The following is a 3,592-nucleotide window of genomic DNA, read 5'->3' on the forward strand; positions in this document are numbered from 1 at the left end:
TTTTCTCAATTAAGATTCATCGACATCTTTCCACTACTTCCTTTTTTTTCGATTCTGACAAAGCACTGTATAAAATCCCCGATTAATGCTAAAATGCCCGCGTAAGGAAGAAAGCCACCATGCATCAGTTTTTCATAAGCTGACTCAAACAGAACTTACTCCAAAGCATACAAAAGAAATTCTCCTTCCCCTACTCTACAGAATCTTCCCAAGATGGATTTTATATCCCGCAATCGCACAGGGCGAATATGCAGCCGTAAAGAATTATGCACCGGTAGCCGAAAAGTTCCCTGAAGTTGAAAGCGTAAGGAATGATGAAAAGCATCACGGGGATACGGTGAAAGGTTTATTGAACAAAAGAACAGGATTAGAGCATGATAGAACTAAAACCACTGGAAGCCTCTGATAAAGAGCAGTTTATAAAAGATAATCAGGAAGCCTTTAATTACGGCGCACTGGAAGAATTTGGAATGCGCGACAATCATTTTGAAGAAGACGAGCAGATTATCTCCAGAGAAACAATAGAAAACTCCATCGCAGAAGGCGAAGCCTACCGTATTGTCGTAGACGGTAAAAATGCAGGCGGCCTGGTACTCAGAGTAGAAGGAACAAAAGGTGATTTAGATCTGCTCTTTGTTTCTCCAAAAGCCCACAGTAAAGGAATCGGCTACGCTGCTTGGTGCGAAGTTGAAAAACTTTATCCTGAAGTAACGCTTTGGGAAACCGTAACTCCGTATTTTGAAAAACGGAACATACACTTCTACGTAAACCGCTGCGGATTTCACATCGTAGAGTTTTATAACAGCCATCACCCGGACCCGAATGACCCGGACAGCAGTGCAACTTTAGACGAGCAGGACGGCCAGTTTCCGGAAGGCATGTTCAGATTCGAAAAGAGAATAATAAAATAACTCTTCTACTCTATTAAAACCTCATCTCCAGACCGCACATAACTCAATTGCTCTCCCATAATTTCTTTCATCTGATTGAAAACCGGAAGGCCTGTACAGTGACAAGTTGCAAAGTGAGCTTTGTAGGATTTGAGTCTGTTTGCAATTTCTGTGACTTCGGCAGTGTCAACCTCGGAGAACTCAGTGCGCTTCATAAGATGGAAGCCACCGATTACAAGGTCAGGAAAAAAGTCCGAGCCGAAGTTTCGCTCCAAAGTTTCCAGCACATTCAAAATACCGTTGTGCGCACAGCCACAGAAAAGTATTTTCTTTCCGCCAGCTGTCAAAAGCAGATTCGATTCTTCACATAAATGGAATCTTGAAAGACTCCTCTGTAAGATCTACCAGCTATATAAGGGCTAAAATACAAAACAAATCATCTTCCCGTTCGGGAAAATATTTTCGCATATCAGGTCTATTTTTATTGATTTTCCCGTTCGGGAAAGTTATACTGTTGATATGAGAATAATTTCTGTTGAATCAATATCAGAAGCAGTGAAAAACCGCCGAAAACAGCTGGGACTTACTCAATCAGAAACAGCCGCAATGTGCAATGTGGGGGCCCGTTTTTTTTCGGAACTTGAAAATGGAAAAGAAACTTTACAGATGAATAAAGTGCTTCACTGTCTTGAAATGCTCGGAATAAATCTCTATGCGGTAAATCGGGAAGATGATAAATGAAACTGAACGTATTCTTTGGAAATAAAAAAGCTGGCTCTCTTGAATCAACAGAAAATCGCGGAGTAATTTTTGTTTATGATGAAAATTATTTGAATGATAAAAACTCCGTTCCTCTTTCTGCTTCACTTCCTTTGCAAAGAGAAGAATTTCCTCAAAAGCAATGCATCCCTTTTTTCTCAGGACTTTTGCCTGAAGAAGATTCACGAAAAAAAATTTCAGACTATCTTCATATTTCTGAAACCAGCACTCTGAAATTACTTGAAGCATTAGGTGGAGAATGTGCAGGTCTCATTTCGATTTTAAATGAAGAGGATTCATTTTCTAAAGAAACAAGTTATAAACTTGATTCAAATAACTATGAACTTCTGGACGGTAACAGGCTTTCTGAGTTTATCGAAAAAATGAATACCAGGCCGCTTATTAAAGCAGATGATAAGTTGCGTCTTTCTCTTGCAGGAGCTCAAGAAAAACTCGCACTTGCAAAAATCAATGGAGAATGGTATTTACCATTAAACGGGGCTCCTTCAACTCACATTTTAAAACCTGCTCGAACAGGAAGTCTTTCTTCGCTTGCGCAAAATGAATATATCTGTATGAAACTTGCAAAGTCTTTTGGACTACCTGTTCCTGAAGTTGATTTACTGAAGATTGCAGGAAAAGACATTTTTGTTGTTGAACGCTATGACCGCATCAAAGAAGCAGATTTAATTCAACGTCTTCATCAGGAAGATTTTTGCCAAGCACTTGGTATCATGAGTACATCAAAATATCAGAATGATGGAGGACCAGGAATTGCTGATATTTTCAACACAATATTGAAAGTCTGTACGGTTCCGGCTTTGGAGAGCCAGAAATTCTTAAGATATGTTCTTTTTAATTATGTGATGGGCAATTGTGACAGTCATGGAAAAAATTATTCTCTGGTTTATAAAAATAATCGCGTAGAACTTTCTCCTTTGTACGATGTTGTTTCGACAATAATCTATTCAGGCCTGACTGAAAAACTTTCAATGAAAATTGGAAAGCACTACGAGATTCAGAAAGTAACCCAAGAAGATTTTTTTCTTTTGGCTGAATCTTTGAACATTAAGTATTCCGTTCTTTCAAAAATATTTGATGATTTTGCTAAAAAGTACACAACAGCTTTTGAAGAATTAAAGGATGATGAAAAAATTTCCAGAGATATAGTTAATTCTATTTTGCAAGTTGTGAAATCCAGGTTTTGATAAATTGGTGTTTTTTTATTTTTATACCAAAAATGAAAGTTGTATCACCTTCCGTTTTCGGAAGGTCAGCCAGTCCCAAAAATCGCAAGATTTCTAGAACTATTATCAATCTTCTGTCTGATAATTTTATTCCAGAGTTGATTTTTAAAATCAGCAGAGAGATTTATCTGAATTTTCAATATTGAAGAATGCCTTTGATTTGGAAAATATGGTTCGATGATTGTCTCAATTTCATGTTTTTCCCCAAAAACAAGAACTATAATTCCATCTTTATTCAGTTCTCCCAATCCCATTGTGCTGAACCTGATTTTAGCCCCAATACAAATAAGAATTTCAATATCCTTCTATAGGAATCTGAAATGTGGCTTCTTCCTACTTTACATCCATCAGCCTGCCGGAAACTGGCTTGTAGGCTACCGTCATCTTGAAAAGGCTTTGAACGAAGGAAAAGCCCGCTCAATCGGCATTTCTAATTTTGAAGGTATATATATAGAAGAACTTGAGACAAAATGGAAAACTCCCCCTCAGTTCATTCAAGTGGAAGCCCATCCATATTTTACGCAGAAGGATTTGCGTTTTTTTTGTAAATTTTCAACTAAACTCAAAATTCAGGCTATTTAGTTTCTATCAGTTGCCTATACCTTTCACCCACTTTACGGTCGAATAATCACCAGGCTTTTCCCAATACGGAATATCCTGACAGGCTCTTTCAATATCATCCATATCATCGGCTCC

Annotated in this window: 6 protein-coding genes; 4 read left to right on the top strand and 2 right to left on the bottom strand. The window is 37.9% G+C overall.

Going from position 1 to position 3,592, the window contains the following annotated elements; all coding sequences use genetic code 11:
• Positions 1-374: 374 nt before the first annotated feature.
• The gene (locus JI65_RS16600; RefSeq protein ID WP_191018281.1) at positions 375-911 is read left to right on the top strand and encodes a GNAT family N-acetyltransferase; all 537 of its coding nucleotides are present in this window, start codon (positions 375-377) and stop codon (positions 909-911) included.
• Positions 912-916: 5 nt separating this feature from the next.
• Here the strand turns inward: JI65_RS16600 and JI65_RS16605 are convergent, their stop codons facing one another.
• Positions 917-1,237, bottom strand: a complete 321-nt coding sequence (locus tag JI65_RS16605) for an MBL fold metallo-hydrolase (protein ID WP_191018282.1) — start codon at positions 1,235-1,237, stop codon at positions 917-919.
• A 172-nt stretch (positions 1,238-1,409) separates the two neighbouring features.
• Between JI65_RS16605 and JI65_RS16610 the strand changes: the two genes are divergently transcribed.
• Positions 1,410-1,631 (top strand): helix-turn-helix domain-containing protein, encoded by a 222-nt coding sequence (locus tag JI65_RS16610; protein ID WP_191018283.1) that lies wholly within the window; start codon positions 1,410-1,412, stop codon positions 1,629-1,631.
• On the top strand, positions 1,628-2,857 hold the full coding sequence (locus tag JI65_RS16615) for a type II toxin-antitoxin system HipA family toxin (protein WP_191018284.1): 1,230 nt from the start codon (positions 1,628-1,630) through the stop codon (positions 2,855-2,857). Before JI65_RS16610 ends, JI65_RS16615 begins: the two co-directional genes overlap by 4 nt.
• A 65-nt stretch (positions 2,858-2,922) precedes the next feature.
• Here the strand turns inward: JI65_RS16615 and JI65_RS16620 are convergent, their stop codons facing one another.
• Complete coding sequence (locus JI65_RS16620) at positions 2,923-3,144, bottom strand: CRISPR-associated endonuclease Cas1 (RefSeq protein WP_242457286.1); 222 nt, start codon at positions 3,142-3,144, stop codon at positions 2,923-2,925.
• Between JI65_RS16620 and JI65_RS17160 the strand changes: the two genes are divergently transcribed.
• Positions 3,074-3,478, top strand: a complete 405-nt coding sequence (locus JI65_RS17160) for an aldo/keto reductase (protein WP_242457285.1) — start codon at positions 3,074-3,076, stop codon at positions 3,476-3,478. The two genes, JI65_RS16620 and JI65_RS17160, sit on opposite strands and share 71 nt — an antisense overlap.
• Positions 3,479-3,592 lie beyond the last annotated feature (114 nt).

The organism is Treponema zioleckii (assembly GCF_014737315.1).
Taxonomy (GTDB): domain Bacteria; phylum Spirochaetota; class Spirochaetia; order Treponematales; family Treponemataceae; genus Treponema_D; species Treponema_D zioleckii.

Bases quoted from the DNA above. Each gene is read 5' to 3' on its own strand.
- JI65_RS17160 (WP_242457285.1), top strand. From the start codon at position 3,074: ATGATTGTCTCAATTTCATGTTTTTCCCCAAAAACAAGAACTATAATT.
- JI65_RS16600 (WP_191018281.1), top strand. From the start codon at position 375: ATGATAGAACTAAAACCACTGGAAGCCTCTGATAAAGAGCAGTTTATA.
- JI65_RS16610 (WP_191018283.1), top strand. From the start codon at position 1,410: ATGAGAATAATTTCTGTTGAATCAATATCAGAAGCAGTGAAAAACCGC.
- JI65_RS16615 (WP_191018284.1), top strand. From the start codon at position 1,628: ATGAAACTGAACGTATTCTTTGGAAATAAAAAAGCTGGCTCTCTTGAA.